Origin of the sequence: Shewanella aegiceratis, from assembly GCF_019457495.1 — a bacterium.
Taxonomy (GTDB): Bacteria; Pseudomonadota; Gammaproteobacteria; order Enterobacterales; family Shewanellaceae; genus Shewanella; species Shewanella loihica.
Map to the genome: position 1 here is coordinate 295,183 of NZ_CP080416.1, position 18,436 is coordinate 313,618.

16 protein-coding genes are annotated in these 18,436 nt (G+C 56.1%); 9 read left to right on the top strand and 7 right to left on the bottom strand.

Features of this window, described 5'->3' with window-relative positions; genetic code table 11:
* Positions 1 to 7: 7 nt before the first annotated feature.
* The 7 genes from ilvC (at position 8) to K0H80_RS01465 (ending at position 9,938) form a co-directional block, all read left to right on the top strand.
* Positions 8 to 1,489, top strand: coding sequence for a ketol-acid reductoisomerase (gene ilvC, locus K0H80_RS01435; RefSeq protein WP_220072838.1), 1,482 nt, complete (start codon positions 8 to 10; stop codon positions 1,487 to 1,489).
* 508 nt (positions 1,490 to 1,997) lie between these two features.
* On the top strand, positions 1,998 to 3,671 hold the full coding sequence (gene ilvG, locus K0H80_RS01440) for an acetolactate synthase 2 catalytic subunit (protein WP_220072839.1): 1,674 nt from the start codon (positions 1,998 to 2,000) through the stop codon (positions 3,669 to 3,671).
* The gene (ilvM, locus tag K0H80_RS01445) at positions 3,668 to 3,937 is read left to right on the top strand and encodes an acetolactate synthase 2 small subunit (protein WP_220072840.1); all 270 of its coding nucleotides are present in this window, start codon (positions 3,668 to 3,670) and stop codon (positions 3,935 to 3,937) included. Before ilvG ends, ilvM begins: the two co-directional genes overlap by 4 nt.
* A gap of 26 nt (positions 3,938 to 3,963) precedes the next feature.
* Positions 3,964 to 4,887 carry a branched-chain amino acid transaminase gene (locus K0H80_RS01450; RefSeq protein ID WP_220072841.1) on the top strand — a complete coding sequence of 308 codons (924 nt, stop codon included), beginning with the start codon at positions 3,964 to 3,966 and terminating at the stop codon, positions 4,885 to 4,887.
* Positions 4,888 to 4,999: 112 nt separating this feature from the next.
* The gene (ilvD, locus tag K0H80_RS01455) at positions 5,000 to 6,850 is read left to right on the top strand and encodes a dihydroxy-acid dehydratase (protein WP_220072842.1); all 1,851 of its coding nucleotides are present in this window, start codon (positions 5,000 to 5,002) and stop codon (positions 6,848 to 6,850) included.
* 1 nt (position 6,851) lies between these two features.
* Complete coding sequence (gene ilvA / locus K0H80_RS01460) at positions 6,852 to 8,402, top strand: threonine ammonia-lyase, biosynthetic (protein WP_220072843.1); 1,551 nt, start codon at positions 6,852 to 6,854, stop codon at positions 8,400 to 8,402.
* A 393-nt stretch (positions 8,403 to 8,795) separates the two neighbouring features.
* Positions 8,796 to 9,938, top strand: a complete 1,143-nt coding sequence (locus tag K0H80_RS01465; protein ID WP_220072844.1) for a pyridoxal-phosphate-dependent aminotransferase family protein — start codon at positions 8,796 to 8,798, stop codon at positions 9,936 to 9,938.
* Positions 9,939 to 10,018: 80 nt separating this feature from the next.
* Here the strand turns inward: K0H80_RS01465 and K0H80_RS01470 are convergent, their stop codons facing one another.
* Positions 10,019 to 10,444 carry a hypothetical protein gene (locus tag K0H80_RS01470; RefSeq protein WP_220072845.1) on the bottom strand — a complete coding sequence of 142 codons (426 nt, stop codon included), beginning with the start codon at positions 10,442 to 10,444 and terminating at the stop codon, positions 10,019 to 10,021.
* A 378-nt stretch (positions 10,445 to 10,822) separates the two neighbouring features.
* Here K0H80_RS01470 and K0H80_RS01475 point away from each other — a divergent pair, with 378 nt between their 5' ends.
* The gene (locus K0H80_RS01475) at positions 10,823 to 11,293 is read left to right on the top strand and encodes an Hsp20/alpha crystallin family protein (RefSeq protein ID WP_011864102.1); all 471 of its coding nucleotides are present in this window, start codon (positions 10,823 to 10,825) and stop codon (positions 11,291 to 11,293) included.
* 75 nt (positions 11,294 to 11,368) lie between these two features.
* On the opposite strand, the gene K0H80_RS01480 is transcribed toward K0H80_RS01475, so the two are convergent.
* Positions 11,369 to 12,472: an MBL fold metallo-hydrolase gene (locus K0H80_RS01480; protein ID WP_220072846.1), complete on the bottom strand. Its 1,104-nt coding sequence runs from the start codon at positions 12,470 to 12,472 to the stop codon at positions 11,369 to 11,371.
* A gap of 164 nt (positions 12,473 to 12,636) precedes the next feature.
* Between K0H80_RS01480 and K0H80_RS01485 the strand changes: the two genes are divergently transcribed.
* Complete coding sequence (locus K0H80_RS01485) at positions 12,637 to 13,245, top strand: TetR/AcrR family transcriptional regulator (protein ID WP_011864105.1); 609 nt, start codon at positions 12,637 to 12,639, stop codon at positions 13,243 to 13,245.
* 129 nt (positions 13,246 to 13,374) lie between these two features.
* Here the strand turns inward: K0H80_RS01485 and K0H80_RS01490 are convergent, their stop codons facing one another.
* The 5 genes from K0H80_RS01490 to ubiK all read right to left on the bottom strand — a co-directional run bounded on the left by K0H80_RS01490 (position 13,375) and on the right by ubiK (position 18,318).
* Positions 13,375 to 14,733 (bottom strand): sodium-dependent transporter, encoded by a 1,359-nt coding sequence (locus K0H80_RS01490; RefSeq protein ID WP_220072847.1) that lies wholly within the window; start codon positions 14,731 to 14,733, stop codon positions 13,375 to 13,377.
* Between the two features lie 238 nt (positions 14,734 to 14,971).
* Positions 14,972 to 15,472, bottom strand: coding sequence for an Lrp/AsnC family transcriptional regulator (locus K0H80_RS01495; RefSeq protein WP_220072848.1), 501 nt, complete (start codon positions 15,470 to 15,472; stop codon positions 14,972 to 14,974).
* A 106-nt stretch (positions 15,473 to 15,578) separates the two neighbouring features.
* Entirely contained in the window at positions 15,579 to 16,346 is a 768-nt protein-coding gene (locus K0H80_RS01500) for a phosphatase PAP2 family protein (RefSeq protein ID WP_220072849.1), read from the bottom strand.
* 136 nt (positions 16,347 to 16,482) lie between these two features.
* Complete coding sequence (gene creD, locus K0H80_RS01505) at positions 16,483 to 17,835, bottom strand: cell envelope integrity protein CreD (protein ID WP_220072850.1); 1,353 nt, start codon at positions 17,833 to 17,835, stop codon at positions 16,483 to 16,485.
* Positions 17,836 to 18,057: 222 nt separating this feature from the next.
* Positions 18,058 to 18,318: a ubiquinone biosynthesis accessory factor UbiK gene (ubiK, locus tag K0H80_RS01510; protein ID WP_011864110.1), complete on the bottom strand. Its 261-nt coding sequence runs from the start codon at positions 18,316 to 18,318 to the stop codon at positions 18,058 to 18,060.
* Between the last annotated feature and the right edge of the window lie 118 nt (positions 18,319 to 18,436).

Sequence of the window (18,436 nt, forward strand, 5' to 3'; positions counted from 1 at the left end):
GAATCTGATGGCTAATTACTTTAACTCTCTGAATTTACGCCAACAATTAGAGCAGCTTGGCCAGTGTCGTTTTATGGACCGCAGCGAATTTAGTCAAGGCTGTGACTTTATCAAGGGCTGGAATATCGTCATCTTGGGCTGTGGCGCCCAAGGCCTTAACCAGGGCCTTAACATGCGCGATTCGGGCCTGAATATCTCCTTTGCCCTGCGCGAGCAGGCGATTGCCGAGCAGCGTCCTTCCTACCAGAAAGCCACTGGCAACGGTTTCCGTGTTGGCACCTTCGAAGAGCTGATCCCTGATGCGGATTTGGTGCTTAACCTGACCCCAGATAAGCAACACACGGATGCCGTAAACGCCGTGATGCCGCTGATGAAGCAGGGCGCGGTACTCTCTTACTCTCACGGTTTCAACATAGTGGAAGAGGGAATGCAGGTGCGTCCCGACATCACAGTCATCATGGTGGCACCTAAGTGCCCGGGTACGGAGGTGCGTGAGGAATACAAGCGTGGTTTCGGTGTACCTACCCTGATCGCCGTGCACCCTGAAAACGATCCTAAGGGCGATGGCCTGGAAGTGGCCAAGGCCTATGCCAGCGCTACCGGTGGCGATCGCGCCGGCGTGCTGCACTCCTCTTTCATCGCCGAGGTGAAGTCGGATCTGATGGGCGAGCAGACCATCTTGTGTGGCATGCTGCAAACCGGTGCCATTCTGGGCTATGAGAAGATGGTGGCCGACGGTATCGAGCCAGGCTACGCCGCCAAACTTATCCAGCAAGGTTGGGAGACCACTACCGAAGCGCTTAAGCATGGTGGTATCACTCACATGATGGATCGCCTCTCAAACCCTGCCAAGATCAAGGCATTCGAGATGGCTGAGGAGCTCAAAGCGATTCTGCAGCCACTGTTTGAGAAGCACATGGACGACATCATCAGCGGTGAGTTCTCTAAGACCATGATGGAAGACTGGGCCAACGACGATGCCAACTTGCTGAGATGGCGCGCCGAGACCAACGAGACCGGCTTCGAGAATGCCCCAGCATGCGATGAGGCGATCGACGAGCAGACCTACTTCGATAAGGGGATCTTCCTGGTCGCCATGATCAAGGCGGGTGTGGAGCTGGCCTTCGATACCATGGTTTCAGCCGGTATCGTCGAAGAGTCGGCCTACTATGAGTCGCTGCATGAGACACCGCTTATCGCCAACACCATCGCCCGTAAGCGTCTTTACGAGATGAACGTGGTGATCTCAGATACCGCCGAATATGGCTGTTACCTGTTTAACCACGCCGCCGTACCATTGCTGCGTGATTATGTGAATCAGATGTCTCCCGAGTACCTGGGCGGCGGCCTGAAAGAAAGCGGCAACGGCGTCGACAACCTGCGTCTGATCGAGGTGAACGATGCTATCCGTCACACTGCGGTTGAGTACATAGGCGCCGAGCTTCGCGGTTACATGACCGAGATGAAGCGCATCGTAGAAGAAGCTTAATTATCAATACATTAATCTACGGATTTGTAGTGGTTGGGCCGTGTTTTCTCAGTTTCGAATTGTCGGACCTGGGCCGGCCCAAGAGTCAAACCCAAGAGTCACATGAGTAGGGAAATATCTGGTCTTGATTGGCTTGCTAGCGCTGCCCAAGACGCCTGTGAACAGGCTTTTTACAGATAGTCGCAGGTTTTGGTTGTGTTATTCGTTGGCTTTGTGGTATTGATTAAAAGGTCGGCTAAATTGAGTCGACCGAGATACAGAATTTAAGCAAACAAAGATTAGGAAACAGAAAGACACCATGTTTAACCAAGCTGCCCTCCTCATTATTGAGATTATTACCGTAGTGATTATTAAATCACAGCGGGGGCATCGCATGGCGCGTCGACACACCTAATCAGGTCAAGATTGCAACAAGAACCCCCGCTCCGAAAGGACCGGGGGTTTTTTGTTTTTAGCACTCATGACTTGCTTAACCCAGAAAAACACTTAATTACGCAGGATAGGGCAGATGGAACAAGGGCAGAAGATCAGAGGCGCAGACGCCGTCATCAAGGCATTGGCCGCGCACGGCGTGACCACGGTATTTGGTTATCCAGGTGGCGCCATCATGCCCATCTACGATGCCCTGGTCGGTGCGCCGGTTGAACATCTGCTCAGTCGTCATGAACAGGGTGCCGCCTTCGCCGCCGTAGGATATGCCAGAGCCAGCGGTAAGACGGGTGTCTGCTTCGCGACCTCGGGCCCAGGAGCGACCAATCTGGTGACCGCCCTGGCCGATGCCCTTCTCGATTCCGTGCCCTTGGTAGCCATCACGGGCCAGGTCTCTACTGCGGTGATCGGTACCGATGCCTTTCAGGAGATCGACGTGCTGGGCATGTCGCTCTCCTGCACCAAACACAGCTTCATGGTGACAGATGTCGAGGAGCTAGTGCCTACCCTGTACCGCGCCTTCGAAATCGCCGCCTCTGGCCGCCCCGGCCCTGTGCTGGTGGACATACCCAAAGATATCCAGATCGCCCTGCTGGACTACAAGGCGCCGCTCCAAGCGATACAGCCCGAACCCCAAGTCGACCCTAGCCTGATCGAGTCTGCTAAGAATTTGATCGCCCAGGCCCAGCGCCCCATGCTCTACGTGGGCGGTGGTGTCGGCATGGCGGGCGCGGTCGAGCAGCTGCGCGACTTCATCAAACAGAGCGGCATGCCCTCGGTCGCGACCCTCAAGGGACTCGGCAGTATAGCCCATGACCACCCAGGTTATCTGGGCATGTTGGGCATGCACGGTGGTAAGGCGGCCAACCTGGCGGTGCAGGAGTGCGATCTGCTGCTGGTGGTCGGCGCCCGTTTCGACGACAGGGTCACCGGTCGTCTGGCTAGCTTTGCCGAGCATGCCAAGGTGGTGCACCTGGATATCGATATTGCCGAGCTGGGTAAGCTTAGACGCCCGGATGTGGCCATCGCAGGGGATCTGCGTGAGATCTTGCCAGCGTTGGCGCAGCCGCTGGATATAGCGCCTTGGCTGGCCGAGGTGGCCAGATTGAAAGCCCAGCATGCCTGGAGCTACGACAGACCCGGCGAGCTGATCTTCGCGCCTAAGCTGCTCAACCGTCTGGCGGCTAAATTGCCCGAGGATAGCGTGGTGGCCTGCGACGTCGGCCAGCATCAGATGTGGGTCGCCCAGCATATGTGGTTCAGACGCCCGGAAGATCACCTTTCAAGCGCAGGTCTGGGTACCATGGGGTTTGGTCTGCCGGCGGCGATCGGCGCCAAGGTCGCCAGACCCGACGCCTGTGTGGTGGCCGTCTCAGGCGATGGTTCTTTCATGATGAATGTGCAGGAGCTGACCACCATCAAGCGACGTCAAATCCCGCTCAAGATCCTGCTGATCGATAACCAGAAACTGGGGATGGTGAAGCAGTGGCAACAGCTATTTTTCGAAGAGCGTTTCAGCGAGACAGACCTTTCCGACAACCCGGACTTTGTCACCATGGCCTCGGCCTTCGATATCCCGGGACGCACCATTACCCAGGCGGGTGAGGTGGAGTCGGCGCTCGATGAGATGCTCGATGCAAAGGGGCCCTTCTTACTGCACGTAAGAATCGACGAAGCCCACAACGTTTGGCCTTTGGTGCCGCCCGGCGCCAGTAACCGCGACATGATGGATGAGATGGAGAAGCAGACATGATCTATAACCTAGCCTTAACCCTAGCCCAGCAACCCGAGGTGGTAGAACGTGTCCTGCGAGTCACTCGTCACCGTGGATTTAAGGTCACCGAGATGGCTATGCACCTGGGTGACAATGGTACCACCCGGCTCGGCATGGTGGTGGAGAGCGAGCGCGCGCTCGAGCTTCTGAGCCATCAGCTGAACAAACTGATCGATGTCACCGAGTGCGAGGTCCTTTCGGCCAAGCCCGCCGCGACAAGATACCCCCAACACGCAAGCGCCTAAGACGCGAAACAGACAGGTGAGAGAAGATGGCCGCAAAAACAGCAGAGTTGATTTGGTTTAATGGAGAGATCATGCCTTGGGGGGATGCCAAGGTACACGTGATGTCGCACGCCTTGCATTACGGCACCTCGGTGTTCGAGGGGATCCGCGTCTACGACACGCCACAGGGACCGGCGGGATTTCGCCTAACCGACCACGTGCAGCGCCTGTATGACTCGGCCAAGATCTATCGCATGCCAGTGCCCTATCGTTTCGATGAGACCATGCAGGCCTGCCGCGACATAGTAAAGAGCAACAAGCTAGACGCCGCCTACATTCGTCCCCTGGTGTTTTTTGGCGACGTAGGCATGGGGATCACTCCGCCTAAGGATGCGAAGTGCGATCTCATGGTGGCCGCCTTCTCTTGGGGTGCCTACCTGGGTGAGGGCAGCATGGAGCGCGGCGTCGATGTGGCCGTGACCTCCTGGAACCGTCTGGCGCCGAATACCATTCCTACCGGTGCCAAGGCGGGCGGTAACTATCTCTCCTCGTTACAGATCTCTACCGAGGCCAAGCGTAACGGCTTCGATGAGGGGATCGCCCTGGACGTCAACGGCCTGGTGAGCGAAGGCGCCGGTGCCAACCTGTTTGTGGTGAAGAAGAACAAGCTCTATACCCCGCCAGCCACGGCCGCCATCTTGCTGGGGATCACCCGAGACACCATCATTACTCTGGCGAGAGACCTGGGGTATGAGGTGGTCGAAGAGCCTATGTCGCGCGAGTTTCTCTACCTGGCAGACGAGATCTTTATGACGGGAACCGCCGCCGAGATAGTGCCGGTGCGCAGCGTCGATCGCATCGAGGTGGGCGCCGGTGGCCGCGGCCCAGTGACCCAGGCCTTGCAGGCGAGCTTCTTTGGCCTGTTTAATGGTGAGACTCGGGATAAGTGGGGTTGGTTAGAGCCGCTTTAAGGCGCAAACCACAGCAATTAAGATAAGATTAAAACCTCGGCGGTGGATTTGCCGTCGAGGCTCCAATTTAGCTCAGGTGGCCAGGCCGCCAACGCAACAGAAGGAAAGTGTCATGGCAAAACTACGTTCAGCTACCAGTACTCAAGGGCGCAACATGGCCGGAGCCCGTGCCCTCTGGCGGGCGACCGGGGTAAAAGACAGTGATTTTGGTAAGCCGATTGTCGCCATTGCCAACTCCTTTACCCAGTTTGTGCCGGGGCACGTGCACCTCAAGGACATGGGCTCGCTGGTGGCTGGTGCCATCGAAGAGGCGGGCGGTATCGCCAAAGAATTCAATACTATCGCCGTGGATGACGGCATCGCCATGGGCCACGGCGGTATGCTCTACTCTCTGCCATCGCGTGAGCTGATCGCCGACAGCGTCGAGTATATGGTCAATGCCCACTGCGCCGACGCCCTGGTGTGTATCTCCAACTGCGACAAGATCACCCCAGGCATGCTGATGGCGGCGCTCAGACTCAACATCCCCGTGGTGTTTGTCTCAGGCGGCCCCATGGAGGCGGGTAAGACTAAGCTGTCGGACAAGCTGATAAAACTGGATCTGGTGGATGCCATGGTGGCCGCGGCCGATGATCGCGTCTCGGACGAAGACAGCGAGAAGATAGAGCGTAGTGCCTGCCCGACCTGTGGTTCCTGCTCAGGTATGTTTACCGCCAACTCGATGAACTGCCTGACCGAGGCCTTAGGCTTGTCGCTGCCGGGCAATGGCTCGCTGCTGGCGACCCACAGCGATCGCCGCGAACTCTTCTTAGAGGCCGGTCGCCGGGTGATGGCGCTGGCCAACCGTTACTACCGCGATGATGACGAGTCGGTGCTGCCACGCAATATCGCCAGCTTCAAGGCGTTCGAGAATGCCATGGCACTGGATATCGCCATGGGCGGCTCGTCCAATACCGTGTTACACCTTTTGGCCGCGGCCCAAGAGGCCAAGGTGGACTTCACCATGGCCGATATCGACCGCCTGTCCCGCCAGGTGCCACATCTGTGTAAGGTGGCGCCGTCGACCCCTAAATATCATATGGAAGATGTGCACCGCGCCGGTGGCGTGATGGGCATCTTAGGTGAGCTGGACAGAGCAGGCCTGCTGCATACGGATGTCAGCCATGTGGCCGGCGAGAACCTCAAGGCGGTGCTGGCCCAGTATGACCTGGTCCAGACCCAGGATGAGGCGGTACAGCAGTTTTATGCCGCCGGCCCTGCCGGCATCCCCACAACTAAGGCCTTCAGCCAGAGCTGTCGCTGGCCGAGCCTGGATGTGGATCGCCAGGAGGGCTGTATCCGCACCCGTGAATTTGCCTTCAGCCAGGAGGGCGGCCTGGCGGTACTGTCCGGCAACATCGCGGCCGATGGCTGTATCGTGAAGACTGCCGGGGTCGATGAGGCTAACCATACCTTCGTCGGCCATGCCCGCGTGTATGAGAGCCAGGACGACGCCGTGGCTGGGATCTTAGGTGGCGAGGTGGTTGCCGGTGATGTGGTAGTGATCCGTTACGAAGGCCCTAAAGGCGGTCCCGGCATGCAGGAGATGCTCTATCCCACCAGTTACCTGAAATCTAAAGGGCTGGGCACCTCTTGTGCCCTGATCACCGATGGGCGCTTCTCAGGTGGTACCTCAGGTTTGTCCATCGGCCATGTATCGCCTGAGGCCGCGGCCGGAGGCACTATCGCATTGGTGGAAACCGGCGATCGTATCGAGATCGATATCCCTGCACGCTCTATCACCCTGGCGGTGAGCGACGAGGTGCTCGAGACTCGTCGCCAAGCCATGCAGGCCCGTGGCAAGCAGGCCTGGAAGCCGGTTAATCGTGAGCGCAGCGTGTCGCTGGCGCTGAAAGCCTATGCCATGCTCGCCACCAGTGCCGATAAGGGCGCGGTGCGCGACGTCAGTAAGCTGGAGGATTAGTATGTTGGCCCTTGCCTCTCAGTCTCAGCTGGATCTCGCTCACTATTATCTGCAGAAGATCTTGCTGTCGTCGGTTTATGATGTCGCCAAGGTGACGCCGCTTTCCAGCCTCAATAAGCTGTCGGCACGCCTCGGCTGTCAGGTATTTCTCAAGCGTGAAGATATGCAGCCGGTACACTCCTTTAAGCTGCGCGGCGCCTACAACCGTATCGCCGAGCTGAGTCAGGAGGAGTGTCAGCGGGGCGTGGTGTGCGCCTCGGCGGGAAACCATGCCCAGGGGGTCGCCATGTCGGCCTCGGCGCGCGGGGTGAGCGCGGTGATCGTCATGCCCCAGACTACGCCGGATATCAAGGTGGATGCGGTGCGTCGCCTCGGTGGCACTGTGGTGCTACATGGCCAGTCCTTCGACATGGCCAACGAGCATGCTCAGCAGCTTGCCCGCGATGAGGGACGTATCTATGTGGCACCGTTTGACGATGAGGCGGTGATTGCCGGACAAGGCACGGTCGCCCAGGAGATGCTGCAACAGCAGCGAGATCTCGAGATGGTGTTTGTGCCTGTGGGCGGTGGCGGCCTGATCGCCGGGATCGCGGCCTACTATAAGGCGGTGATGCCACAGGTGAAGATCATCGGCGTCGAGCCAGAAGACTCGGCCTGCCTCAAGGCGGCTCTGGAGGCTGACGAGCGGGTGGTGCTGTCTCAGGTGGGCTTGTTTGCCGACGGCGTGGCGGTAAAGCAGATCGGCGCCGAGCCCTTCAGGTTGGCCCGCGAGTATGTGGATCAGGTGGTGACCGTCACCTCAGATGAGATCTGCGCCGCGGTGAAGGATATCTTCGAGGACACCCGCGCCATTGCCGAACCGGCGGGGGCGTTGTCACTGGCGGGGCTAAAGAAATATATCGGCGACGAGGGCAAGGGGCAGAAGGTGGCGGCCATTCTTAGCGGCGCCAATGTCAACTTCCATAGCCTGCGTTATGTGTCCGAGCGTTGCGAATTGGGTGAACAGAAGGAGGCGATTCTGGCGGTGAAGGTGCCGGAGCGTCCGGGGATCTTCTTGCGCTTCTGTGAGCTGCTTGAAAAGCGCGCCATGACAGAGTTTAACTATCGCTTTTCCAGCCGCGAGAAGGCGGTGGTGTTTGCCGGTATTCGCCTGTCTCACGGTCAGGCGGAGCTTGATGAGATAGTGGCGCGGCTCGAGGGCGACGGCTTCGAGGTGCAGGATCTGTCTCACGACGAGACGGCCAAGCTGCACGTGCGCTACATGGTCGGCGGTCTGCCGCCCGAGCCGCTGCAGGAGCGTCTGTTTAGCTTCGAGTTTCCCGAGCATCCTGGCGCCCTGTTTAAGTTTCTCACTACCCTGCGCAGCAAGTGGAACATCAGCCTGTTTCACTACCGCAACCATGGCGCGGCCTACGGGCGGGTGTTGGCCGGTTTCGAGGTGCCCGAGAGCGATAGCGTCGCCTTCCAGCAGTTTCTTACCGAGCTGGGCTTCGTCTATCAAGAAGAGACCCAAAGCCCGGCCTATAAGCTGTTTCTGGATAATCGCGACTAATGTTTTTTGCTTTCGCGAGTGGAGACAAACTTTAACGTTAAAGGGGCGCGATGGCGCCTTTTTTTATGTTATCTTGCAACAGATTCAAAGCAATAAGATGCCAGTTATACCAATCACGGTAAGTAAGTGATCAGAAATAGCACAGGAAAAACGGTCGAGAACAAGGCAGAATTTTTCGATAAGTAGTTATTCTACAATCAAAAATAGTAACGCCGTTATCGGACGTTTTAACAAGCTAGCATGATCAGTTATTTACTACGATTGGTATTATGGCACGAAAGTAACTGTTCATCCGTAGGGTGATGATGGAGCGTAAAGCCTTCGTCATCAAAACAAAACGACAGTTAGCCTTAACCCTAACTTCTCAAGCTAAGGCTTGATAGAGGACATGAGATGTTAGCAGCACCCAAAGTTACTCCTTTTAATCCCCCACGCCGAGTCTTGATGGGCCCGGGCCCGTCGGATGTCTATCCCGAGGTTCTGGCGGCGCAGGCAAGGCCGACCATAGGCCACCTGGATCCCCTGTTTGTCGGCATGATGGATGAGCTTAAGTCGCTTATTCAATATGCGTTTCAGACCGAAAATGCCATGACGCTGGCGGTCTCGGCGCCTGGCAGTGCCGGCATGGAAACCTGTTTCGTTAACCTGGTGGAGCCGGGTGAGAAGGTGATCGTCTGCCGTAACGGCGTATTTGGCGAGCGCATGCGCCAGAATGTCGAGCGTGTTGGCGCGACTGCCGTGGTGGTGGACAACGAGTGGGGCACGCCGGTATCACTGAGCGATGTCGAGGCGGCGCTAAAGGCTCATCCCGATGCCAAGTTTCTCGCCTTCGTGCATGCCGAGACCTCAACCGGTGCGCTGTCGGACGCCAAGGGGCTGTGTCAGCTGGCCAAGGCCCATGACTGTCTGTCGATCGTCGATGCGGTGACTTCCCTCGGCGGCGTGGAGCTCAGGGTCGATGAGTGGGGCATAGATGCCATCTATTCGGGTAGCCAGAAGTGTCTCTCCTGTGTGCCGGGGCTGTCGCCTGTCTCTTTCTCGCCTGCGGCGGTAGAGAAGCTCAAGGCGCGTAAGACGCCGGTGCAGAGCTGGTTCCTGGATCAGAGCCTGGTCATGGGTTACTGGAGTGGCGATCAGGGGGCGGGCGGTAAGCGCAGCTATCACCATACGGCGCCGGTCAATGCCCTGTATGCCCTACATGAGTCGCTACGCCTGCTGGCCGAAGAGGGGCTTGAAAATGCCTGGGCCCGCCATCAGTCTATGCACGCATTACTGCGTGACGGACTGGAAAATCTGGGGCTTAAGTTTGTGGTTGCGGAGGGCTCGCGTCTGCCACAGCTCAACGCAGTTTATATTCCTGAGGGAGTAGACGATGGCGCCGTGCGTAAGCAATTGCTCGAAAACTATAACCTGGAGATAGGTGCCGGTCTGGGTGCTTTGGCAGGTAAGGCTTGGCGTATCGGCCTGATGGGCTTCGGTGCTCGGCGCGAGAATGTGGCCCTCTGCCTAAGAGCGTTAGAGGAAGTGCTGCGTTAAACCAACTGCAAATCTAAAAAAGGGGCTTAGGCCCCTTTTTTGTTGTTAGCGCCTCCCTGTTTAGAGGAAAAACCTTTGATTTAGTCTATCGTGGTGCCATAAGCGATGAGTGCCAGGGTGGCCAGAATGGCGACCGAGGAGAATATGGTGCCGAGTATGGCGAAGATCTTCTTGCGTTGTTTCTGCACCAGGCCGCCAATTCCCAGCCCTAGGGCTACCAAGGCCAGGCCGATGAAGGCAAAGATCAGCATGCCGACGACGATTGCCTCGGGCGATGTCTCATCTATGCCACCGGGTGTGGTGGCCTCCATGACGCCCGCCACTGTGACTATGCCAAAGATTAACAGGGTTGCGATGATACTCAGGGTAAAGGCGGCGATGCCCAGGCCCGAGTGTTTAAACTCTGGCTGGATAGCGGGTTGGGTGGGCTCCTGCGGGCTAGCTTGGGCAGGCGCCTGTGTTGTTGGTGTCGGCGCTGGCGCGCTGTCGATGGATGCAGTGTCCATGAACGATTCCTTTCGATAAATAGTGTCATTCAGAGCATACCTAAGTCTCTGCCCGCTGTCTTTAAAAATGTGGCCGACTCAGACATGGTTAAAACTGCTATAACCTCATAATAATATTGCCTTTGTTTTGCATTGAACTGAAGGCGTTTTTACATGGAAGCAAGGGCATATTTTGTGCCTGAACACTGCCAAGACAAGTGATTTTTCGCCTCGATTTGATCTGGATTAACCTAGCGCTAGATAGCCCCTTGCGGTCCGTAAAAAGCGGGACTAAGGGACTAAAATTAAAGTAAGGAGCCCGGAGGGCTTGCGCTTTGGGCTGTTCGTAAATCCTCTGAATCTTGCCTTATGGAGATTCAACCAACAAAGGAGCTTGTTATGCGATCTTTCTTCCCCTCAATCTTTCATAAAGATGATCCGCGAACCGCTCTGCATTCGCGGCTAGACAATGTATTCGATGATTTTGCTAAAGACTGGCTAACCACTTGGCCTAACACTCGCGCCGAGTTGGGCGTGATGCCTGCCATTGATGTCAAAGAATGTGCCGAATATGTCGAGATCAAGGCTGAATTGCCCGATATGGAAGAGAAGGACATCGACGTCGACATCCGCGGTAATTATCTCACCATCAGCGGTGAGAAGCGTCATGAGCAGGAGAAAGATGAGAAAGGCTATCACCTGAGAGAGCGCTCATTCGGCTCATTCCAGCGGCAGATCCCTTTAGGTTTCAACATTGACGCCGACCAGATCACCGCTAAGTACAAGAAGGGCGTGCTCGCCATTCATGTGCCAAAACCTGCCGAGTTGCAGCAAGATGCTAAGAAGGTGAAAGTCGACTTTCATGAGTAGCAAGTGAGGTGTGTTAACAGCTATAGCAAGTCAATCGAATGTGAATCAAAGGCGCCCAGTTGGGCGCCTTTTCTATTAGTTACTTTGCAGATTGAGAGCCAGAGCAGGCCACTCGGCGAGTTCCCGCCACCAGGCAACACTCTCTGGCGTGTTATGAATATCCAGTACCTGTCCCACGATTGGCGTGATGAGCTGTGTATTTGCATCGGCGGCCAGGGCGGCGATGCGTTCCAGTGGCTCGTACCAGCTGTGAAAGGCCAGGTCGAAGGTACCGTTGTGGATCGGCATCATCTGACGTCCGCCCAGATCCAGATGGGCCTGCAGGCTCTGCTCTGGTGTCATATGGATGCTGGGCCAGTCTTTGTCATAGGCGCCCGTCTCTATCATGGTGAGGTCGAAGGGACCGAACCGCTCGCCTATGGCCTTGAAGCCGTCGAAGTATCCCGAGTCGCCGCTGAAGTACAGCTTGCTCCTGTCAGATTGAATGACATAGCTGGCCCAGAGGGTCTGATTCTTGTCGAAAAGTCCCCGGCCGGAAAAGTGCTGTGTCGGCGTTGCCGTGATGCTGAGTTCGCCAAGCGTCAGGCTCTGCCACCAGTCCAGCGGTTGCACCTTATCTTTGGCGACGCCCCAACGAAGCAGATGTTGCTCCACACCCAGAGGGACGATGAAACGTTTCACCTTGTGGTGGAGTCGCTTGATGCTCTCTTCGTCCAGGTGATCGTAATGGTCGTGACTGATCAACACGCCATCGATCTCGGGAAGCTGCTCGAGGGTAATCGGTGGTTGATGGAAGCGTTTAGGGCCGATAAAGGTAAAGGGCGAGGCCCGGTCGCTAAAAACGGGATCGATCAACCAGGTTTGGCCCGCTATCTTGAGTAAGATGCTCGAGTGGCCCAGGCGGATCACGCTGTCTTGAGAGTCAGGCAGCGCGGCGATGCCATCGCGGGTCAGTGGCATCAAGGGGATTGCCTTCGAAGGACTGGCATCGACTCGCGTCTCTGTGAGGTAACGTATCAGGATGGCGCCCATGCCGCTGTTCTGAGTGAGATTGGCGGCGGTATTTTGAAAGCCGCCATCTGACCTGTGGTGTGCGGCAGACTCTCTGCTGGCAAGTTGATCACCTGAGGCCAGGGCTTGCGGCGCCGAAGAGGAGTTGATTAGGTTAGATGTCAGCATGCCGCCTCCGAGTATAATGCCAAGTGAGATGAGATATTTGCGTTTCATTGCAATCACCAAATGTAAACTAGTCAGTGTAGTTTAGATGATCTTAGTTTAAAAAGTAAACTAATAAGTGTAAAATAATTGCAATTCGCCAAGGTAAACCTAATAAGTTATTTAAAATGATAGAGAAAAAATTAACTCGCTCGGAGCTGAAACGTGCGGCCATCGTCGAGGCAGCCAGTGTGGAGTTTCAAAATAAGGGATTTAGCCTGGCGAGTATGGATGACATTGCCAAACGTGCCGATGTGTCCAAGCGCACCGTGTACAACCATTTCCCCAGCAAAGAGGCGTTGTTTAGTGCCATCATGCTCGAGATGATGGAGATGCTGTGTGCCTTCGAATCTTTACCCTTCAGCGCCGAGGAGAGCCTGGCCTCACAGTTGACCCAATTGGTACAGCACGAGATTAAGCTGTTAAGTGCTAAGGGGTTTATCGATACGGCCAGGGTGATTATCGCCGAGGCGATCCACAAGCCGGAGCTGATTCAAGACGCCATGTCGGAGTTCAGTAAGCAGGAGTCGCCACTGGCGAACTGGTTCAATCAGGCGATCGCCGCCGGTGCGTTGAAGGCGAAGGATAGCGAGATCCTAGTGGTTCAGTTTACCGCGGTGATCAAGGCCTACTGCTTCTGGCCTCAGTTGATCCAGGGTGAGCCTCTGCCTAGCCAGGCCAAGCTCGATGAGATCACCCAAACTGTGGTCGAGATGATCATCAAGCAATATACCTAGGGCTAGCCCCCAGCCATTGGTGTTTGCCCAAATAGAAAGCCTAGTCATATCCCAATGACTAGGCTTTTGTGTATCTGAGCTTTAGACCGACCTTTTATGCTCTCCTCAGGTCGACTTACTCGCTAAGCCTCAGGCGGTCAGCAGCTGCAATATGATGGCGAGGATCAGCACTGGGCAAACATATTTCACGTATACAGGCCAGATGCGCCAGAAGAGGCCGTCGAGCTTGGCGCCTTCCTGGGCGGCGATCGCCTTGAGCAGGCTGTTTCTATGCCATACCCAGCCAGTGTAAAGGGCGATACCTAAGGCGATAAAGGGCTGGGCACGCTCCGTGGTCAGGGTAATAACTAACCCGAATAGGGCATCGAAATTAAACACCATGATAGTCGCCAGCAGGGCGATGCCACCGCCCACCAGATAGGTGGCGCTGTGACGCTGAATCTCTGTCTTCTCTACCATATAGCTGGTGGGCACTTCCACGATCGAGATGGCCGATGTCAGCCCGGCTATGGTCATCAGGATGAAGAAGACGATGGCGATCAGCTGCCCAGCTAAGCCGTCCAAGCTATCGAACAGCGCCGGCAGTACGGTGAACACCAAGGTATCTGCATTGAGCAGGCTGCCATCGGCGGCGAAGATCTGAACGCCGTTATGCTGGGCTACATACATGGCGGGAATGATCATCAGGGCGGCGAGGAAGGCGACGCTGGTGTCGGTCAGGGTGACGTATGCAGTCAGCTTGGCCAGGTTTTCCTGCCGATTCAGGTAGGCGCCGTAGACCATCATGGCGCCTGTACCCACGGTGAGTGAGAAGAAGGTCTGGCCCAAGGCGCCGATAAGCACCTGAGGTTCCCAAATGCGGCTGAAATCCGGCACCAGCAGGGCGTTTAGCCCCTGGCTTGCACCGGGTTGAGTCAGAATATAGGCCACGCCCAGTATCAAGATTGCCAACAGCAGCGGCATCAGTCGCTTGGACCAAGCCTCGATCCCCTGCTGTACCCCCTGGCGGATCACTAAGACCACCATGAGGATAAAGATTAGGGTAAAGAGTAGGTTACGCTCCAGCGAGAAGCTGGTTAACCAGAGCGCAATCTCTTGCATTCCCGCTAGCCTGGCGATTGGAGCCAGGGTGAAGCTGACAAACCAGCCAGATAGGATGCTGTAGAAGGTGCAGATCAGGGTGGCGGTAATGATAGAGGCGAAACCTATGGTCTTGCCCAGGTTGCGACTCAGCTTGCTGCTGCCCAGCTTGGCCATGGCGTCGGCAGGGTTGGTCTGGCCGTGGCGGCCAATCATGAGTTCGGCGACCAGCATGGGATAACCCAGCAGGAAGATGAGCACCAGATACACCAAGAGGAAGGCGCCGCCACCATGGGTTGCCGCTTGAGTGGGAAATCCCCAGATGTTACCGACACCGACGGCCGAGCCAGCAGCCGCCATGATAAAGCCTATGCGTGAGCTGAAATGCCCTAAATCTTTTGCGCTCATCTATTCCTTACCTCAGTGTTAAAGAGGGCGCATCATAGTCCTTTATTATAGTCGGTCAAGGGTGGTAAATGGCGTGGATTAAGGTTAAGGCTTTGTTGTTATTGCAGCATGCTATTATTTATTGAAAACTAATTTCGCTTTCTGACTTTATTGGCGAAATTATTGCGATGGTCGCATTGAGACTGGCGTCGACGCGATAGGATTGCGCGGCTGAAAAAATGAGAATCTGTGTGATTTATCAAGCTTTATCGTCTTGAGTGCCGAGTTCAGGTAGGGGAATGGCGGTGCGGCTCTTGACCTGTTTGAGCACGAAGCTTGAGCGTATGCCAGCGATATGTAGATTGCTGGTGAGCTTCTCCAACAGGAAATGTTTGAAGGCATCCATGTCTCTGACCAAAACCTTGAGCTGGTAATCGGCGTCACTGCCTGTCAGCAGGGCGCATTCGAGTACCTCGTCATAGCCGTCGATGGCCTGCTCGAACGCATCGAGTATCGCTTGGGTGTGTTTTTCCAGCCGCACCTGCACGTAGGCGGTCAGGGTTAACTGAAAGTAGGGGGCATCCACTAGGGCGGCGTATCCGGCGATGATGCCCGCCTCCTCCATCGCCTTGACCCGGCGCGAGCAAGGGGAGGGCGACAGGCCGACGCTTGCGGCCAGATCTTGGTTGGCCATGCGTCCCTGGGCCTGCAGTAACTTGAGGATCTGAATGTCGGTCTTGTCGAGTTGTAGTCTTGTCATGTCAGTCGCCGGGTAAGAGTAAACCCTTGTGGAAGTATAATACTGTTTCAGTAAAACATTAGCTCAGTAAAACATTAGCTCAGTAAAACGTTAGCCCAGTTAGGCACTAGCCTTGGCCGATGGCGCGCCATTTCTCGGTGATCAGCAAGGCGAGCAGGGCGATAAGGCCGCCGAGTAAGGATGCCGCCAAGACATCTTGAGGCCAGTGCATGCCCAGTAACATGCGGCTAAACCCCATGGCCAGCGCCCATAAGCATAACAGAGCGGCGACTAAAAACCTTTGCGCCGCTAACAAAAAATAGCCGACGACTAGGGCGAGCGTCACCGCAAACAGAGTGTGACCCGAGGGAAACGAGTAGCCCACTTCATCTTGCCAGTGCTGGGCTATCTTGGGGGAGAGGGATAGCTTGGTTTCCTGTGATAGCTTGATCTCCAGAGATAGCTTGGCAATCTCCTGTGCCATCAAGGCGCGTCGCGTCGGCTGACTGGCCTGATAGAAACCGCTAAGCGAGAGCCCTTGGGTCTCTGCCAAGAATTGCACATTGGGTCTGGGGTGGCCGAAGTACGGCTTGAGAAAGTGATTTAGCCCTAGGCTGAGCCCCATGGCGAGGCAGACGCTAAACAGCAGTGGCGCAAGCTGTTTGCGTGGCAGCAACAGATAGCAGGCGAGCAGCAGGGCCAGCACGGTGAGCACACCATAGGGCGCCGTCCCCGAGCTGGTTAGGCCGTAGAGTATCTGCGCCTCGGCGGAGCTGAGCTCGAGCCAGGGAAACAGGCTTAGTTCGCCTAAGTAGATCGCGGCGGGGATCAGTGTCAGACCGCTCCAGAGTAACACCACGGAAAAATAGAGATTGGTGGGGGGATTCGATCTCATAGATGTGCTCTTAAACCTGCCAGTTTGAAAAATGAGTCTTTGAAAAACCGGGCTTTGAAAAATACGGTTATTGAAAAGCGCTAGGCTAACCCGCTTAGGCGGCGCTGGCTAGTCTGGCCAGCGCCTGAGGTGTTATTTACTCTTGCCGTGGGGTTGAAGGCGCTTCGAGCTGGTGGCGAGTCAGGTACATGAGGATCAGCAGCACCATCATCAGCAGGCCAGAGCCCATCAGCAGCGCATAGTCTTCCAGCTTCAGGATGGAGTAAAGCACGCTGTAGAGCGCCAGCAAGATGATTGCCATGAAGGCTCCGCGCCTGCGACTGGCGGTCACGCTGGCAATATAGGCCGAGACAGACAGTAGTGGCACAGATGCCGCCAGCAGGTAGGCATAACCGAAGCTGATATGCTCCGACAGGGAGAGGAGCAGCAGATAGAAGAGCGACATGGCGCTGGCGACCAGCAGATACTGAATCGAGCTTAAGACCTGTTGTTGCCCCAGCTCGAAGATCAGCAGCATGATGCTGGTGAGCATGATAAACAGCAGACCATATTTGACCGCGCGCTCTATCTTGCCGTAGTGGGTTACAGGCTCAAACAGGGTGGCCTGGGCTGCGATCTCCTGCAGATTGACCTCCTGGGTCTTGGTAAATACCTGAGGATAGTTGCGGGTCAGGTGGCTCACGTCCCATTGGGCGCTGAAGCCCTGGGCGGTGATCTGTCGCTCGGTCGGTAGCAGACCGTGAAAGCTTGGATGCGGCCAGTCTGCCGACAGGGTAACCTCAGTCTGCTGTCCTATGGGCAGCACTGAGATACCTTGAGAGCCCCGTAGGCTTATGTCGAAGTTGACCGTGAGTTGCTCACTGTCGGGACTCAGGGCGATCGGCTGATGAAAGCCGCGGTCGAGCCCCCTGAGCTGCTCAAGTCTGGTGCCGGGCATGAGTCTTTGCGGTGCGGCCGCTTGCTGGTCGGCCTTGGCTGTGAAGCGGTTGATCTTGTCGATGGCTTGGTTGGCGGAGATGCCAAACACCAGCCTGGCCTGGTCGGGATGCAGGCTGACCAGGTTGGGTAAGGTGTAAGCTTCGAGGCGAAACTGCGCCGAGCCGGTGACCTGAGACTGATAGACCAGAGAGCGGAAGATGCCGCGGGAGAGGAAGCTATGTTTGAGCGAGACGGCGAGGTTGAGCTGCTCCGGCAGCACAATGAGTTCGCTGTCGTAGGTGTGCCTCGCCTTGGTCATCTTGCCCGTGTCGCTGATGCTCTCCTGCACCACCTCGTAGGTGTAGGGGATCACCAGCGCAGGTCCGGCAATGGTCTGCTGCTCGCCCCAGGAGCGGCCTATCTCGTTGACCACGCCGTGATACAGATGCTGCCTGTCAGAGGTGAGGCTCTCGATGAGACCCAAGGGGATCATAGCCACTAGGGTAAGGATGGCGATGAAGATCAGTTTCTTGCTCAGTGGGCTGTTGGCCAGGGGTAACCGACTTAACATAAAAATCCCTCTCAATGACGGTCTTGGTGTATTGCGCCATTACATCACAAGTCGCGCCAAACAGGCGGGCATAGCGATGACCAATTGTGGCAAAACGGGGGCAATTGCCGATGTTGTATGAGGTGATAGGCGAGTGATAAGAAGAGAATAAAACAGCCAACAAAAAAGAGCGCCGGGCGCTCTTTTTCATGGATGGAGGTCGCTTACGCGGCTTAGTGCGATTTAAGCCTCGTCTTGCTGTCTGAGTTTGGCTTCCAGGGCATCGACCTGAGCCTGTAGGGCTTCGAGCTTCTCGCGGGTCTTCAACAGCACGTGCTGCTGCACATCGAACTCTTCGCGCGAGACAAGATCTAGCTTCATCAGCTGGTTTTGCAGAACCTGTTTGCTCTTCTCTTCAAACTCACCGGCAAACTGCTTAAGCCCGCTGGGGAGGTTATCGCTTAGCTGCTTAGCTACTTCTTCGATCTTTTTGGGGTTAATCATCTTTTCTGTCCGCCATTGGCCATTTAATGCTATGCCCGAATTGTACCTAAGCCTACTGGGATGACAACTAAAAACCGGTCGCCTGACACCAGGTTGAGGGCAGGCTCACGTCGGTAGC